At 76.3% G+C, this 3,547-nt stretch carries 1 protein-coding gene and 1 pseudogene; both read right to left on the minus strand.

The window, feature by feature from the left end:
* The coding region (locus ACSNOH_RS33990) for an acyltransferase domain-containing protein (RefSeq protein ID WP_436725307.1) at positions 1–1,539 on the minus strand (1,539 nt) is incomplete at its 3' end.
* A gap of 43 nt (positions 1,540–1,582) precedes the next feature.
* Positions 1,583–3,412 (minus strand): annotated as a pseudogene (locus tag ACSNOH_RS33995) (beta-ketoacyl synthase N-terminal-like domain-containing protein); the annotation flags it as partial.
* Positions 3,413–3,547: the final 135 nt, after the last annotated feature.

Consider the following 3,547-nt stretch of genomic DNA (forward strand, 5'->3'; position numbering starts at 1 on the left):
CAGCGGGAGGAGGGCGGGCGGGGCCGGAGGTGCGGCCTCCGTTCGCGCGGCGGCCGGTGGCCGGGGCGCGGCGTCCGTCCCCGCGAGCCCGGCCAGGGCCTCCGCGGGCGCCTCCCGGCGGATGTGCTCGGCGAGCCGCCGCAGCGTGTCCACTTCCTCGAAGAGGCGGCTGACGGGCAGGGTGACGCGGAACTTCTTCTGCACCGTCTGCAGGGTCTGCATCAGGGTCAGCGAGTCCGCACCGAGCCGCAGAAACGATTCATCCGGGTCGACCGCCTGGTCGGCGTGCAGCAACCCGCCCATCAGACCGGACAGATAGCCGAGGACGGGATCGTGCGGGGTGCGGCCGGCCGGGGCACCCGGTGCCGGGTCCGCCGGCGCCGGCGCGCCGGTCTGCGAAGCCATCACGGTCGTGTCGGGCCTTTCCTTCGTCGAGGTGCCGGTCGTGCCGGTGGCCGTCGGCGCGTCCGCGGTCCCCGCGGCCCCGCCGGGCAGCCAGTACCGCTTCCGGTCGAAGGGGTACGTGGGCAGCGGTACGCGCCGGCGCCGGTAGCAGCCGTCGAAGCCCCGCCAGTCGACGGCCCCGCCCTCCGCGTGGAGCCGGGCGACGCTGCCGCCGAGCACGGTCCAGTCGTCGGCCTCCCGCCGCAGCGAGGGCAGCCACACTCCCCCGTCGGTCTCGCGCCGGGCCGCCCCGATGAGCACGGGGTGCGGTCCGGCCTCCACGTAGGTCGTGCAGCCGTGGGCGGCCAGCAGCCGGACGCCCTCGGCGAACCGGACGGGCTGTTCCAGGTGGCCCGCCCAGTGGGCGGCGTCCGGTGGGCGCGCGGCGTCGAGCAGGCCACCGCCGAGGTCGCTGACCAGCGGAACGCCCGGCAGGGACCAGTCGAGCCCCGCGAGCGCCGCGGCGAACGCCTCGCTCGCCTTTGCCATCAGCGGGGAGTGGAAGGGGTGCCGGGCGGCGAGGGCATGGGTGGTGAGACCGCGGGCGGTGGCGGCCTCGCGCAGGGCAGCGACGCCTCCGGGGGTTCCCGAGACGACGGTGCCGGCTGCTCCGTTGACCGCGGCGACGGCGGGCCGGTGCTGTCCCGAGAGGGAGTCGATCAGCTCGTGGACCGCCTGCTCGCCGGCCAGGACGAGCGCCATGGCACCCTCCGGGGCGTGCTCCTGGACGATCCGGCCGCGCTCCGCGGCGAGCCGCAGTCCGTCGTCGCGGCCGAAGACCCCCGCCACGCAGGCGGCCGCCAGCTGCCCGACGCTGTGCCCCAGCAGGCAGTCGGGTTCCACGCCCCACGAGCGCCACAGCTGTGCCAGGGCGTACTCGACGGCGAAGAGGGCGGGCTGGGTGTAGCGGGTGAGCGCGAGCGGCCCGGGGCCGGCGGTGTCCCGGAACAGGACGTCGGTCAGCGGCCGCTCCAGACGGTCCGCCAGGACGTCGCTGCACTCGTCCAGTTCGCGGCGGAAGCCGGGGTGGGTCTCGTACAGCCTGCGGCCCATCCCGAAGTACTGCGAACCCTGCCCGGTGAACAGGAACGCCACCTTGCCGGTACCTCCGGCGGGGCGCCGGTTCGCCGGCGGCCAGCCGGTCCAGCCGGGTCAGCGCCTCGGCGGCGGAGCCCGCGGCGACGGCGGCCCGGTGCCCGAAATGGGTCCGGCCGGCGCCGGCCGTGTGGCAGACGTCCTCGAAGCGGACGCCGGGGTGCTGCCGCAGGTGCGCGGCGTAGCGGGCGGCCAGGGCCCGCAGGGCGGCGGGGCCGCGGGCGCTGAGGGGCAGGACGTGGACCGGCCGGGCGGGGTCGTCGGCGGGCTCCTCGGGCCGCGGCGGCGCCTCCTGGACGATGACGTGGGCGTTGGTGCCGCCGAAGCCGAAGGAGCTGACCCCGGCCGTCCGCGGCCCCCGCCGCCGCTCCCAGGGCACGGCCCGGGTGGGGACCCGGACGCCCTCCGTCGCCGCGACGGCCGGGTTGAGCTGCCGCAGCCCGGGGTGCGGGGGGATCCGCCCGTGGACGAGCATCAGCACCGTCTTGAGGAGCCCGGCCATGCCGGCCGTCGCCTCGGTGTGCCCGATGTTGGCCTTGGCCGAGCCGAGCAGCAGGGGCTCTCCGGGGGCCCGGCCCTCGCCGAGCACCGCCGCCAGGGCTCGGACCTCGACGGAGTCGCCGAGGGACGTTCCCGTGCCGTGCGCCTCCACGTAGTCCACGTCCGCGGGGCGGGCGCCCGCGTCCCGCAGGGCCTCCAGGACGACCTCGCGCTGCTTGCGGCCGTTGGGCGCGGTGAGCCCGTTGCTCCTGCCGTCCTGGTTGACGGCCGATCCCCGGATGACGGCGAGGACGTCGTCGCCGTCGCGGACCGCGTCCGGCAGGAGCTTGAGGACGACGACGGCCACGCCCTCCGCGCGCCCGTACCCGTCGGCGGAGGCGTCGAAGGTCTTGCAACGCCCGTCGGGCGCCATCATGCCGGCACGGGTGAAGACCTCGGTCGGCTGAGGGGTCAGGATCAGGTTCGCGCCGCCGGCGAGGGCCAGCGAGGACTCGCCGGACCGCAGGCTGCGGCAGGCGGTGTGGACGGCGACCAGCGAGGAGGAGCAGGCCGTGTCGAGCGCCAGGCTGGGGCCGTGCAGGTCCAGGACGTACGAGAGCCGGTTGGCGGCGATGCTGAGCGACTGCCCGGTGCCGCTGTAGGCGTCGAGCAGCTCCGGCCGGGCGGTCTGGATGCGCCCGTAGTCGCTGTTGCTGACGCCGACGAAGACGCCCGTGCGGCTGCCCGCGAGGGAGCCGGGGGCGATGCCGGCGCTCTCCAGCGCCTCCCAGGCGGTCTCCAGGAGCAGGCGCTGCTGGGGGTCGACGTAGGGCGCCTCGCGCGCCGAGACGGCGAAGAACTCGGCGTCGAATCCGCTCACGTCCGCCAGCAGGCCGTGCGGCAGGTGCTCGCCGAGGAGTTCGCTGCGGTCCGTGCGGGCGCCCACGGCGTCGGCGCCCTCGCCGATCAGGCGCCAGTACGCCGCCGGGCCGTCGGCGCCGGGGAAGCGGCAGCCCATGCCGACGACGGCGACGGGCGGGGGCCCGGAAGCCTCGCCCGGCGGGTGCGGTGCGGGACCGGGGGCGCTGCGGGCGGGCCCGGCATGGAGGGCGTCGGCGGCAGGCCAGGCCTCCCCCGGCCCCTGCTCCCCCGCCAGGTGCCGGCTGAGCGCCTGCACGGTCGGGTACTCCCAGAACAGGGCGGGTGACAAGGGCCTGCCCAGCCGTGTCTGCAGCTCGCCCGCGAGGACGACGGCGTCGCGCGAGGCGAGCCCGAAGTCCGCCAGCGGCTCCCGGGGATCGATCTCCTCAACGGGAAGACCGGTGCGCTCGGCGATGCGCTCGGTTATCCATGCCGCGATGTCCTCCGCGGCGCCCCCGTGTTCAGATGGCATGAACCTCTCCGGTCCGTCGTCCCTGCTGTCCGGCCCGGGCTCATTCCATAGGACCGTCAACCCCGCGAGGGAGCCCTGTCGGTGCGCCCCATCGGGTATGGCCCCTTCGCCATACCCGATGGGGGAGGGCGGGGA

Source organism: Streptomyces sp. URMC 127, from assembly GCF_051386535.1.
Lineage (GTDB): Bacteria > Actinomycetota > Actinomycetes > Streptomycetales > Streptomycetaceae > Streptomyces.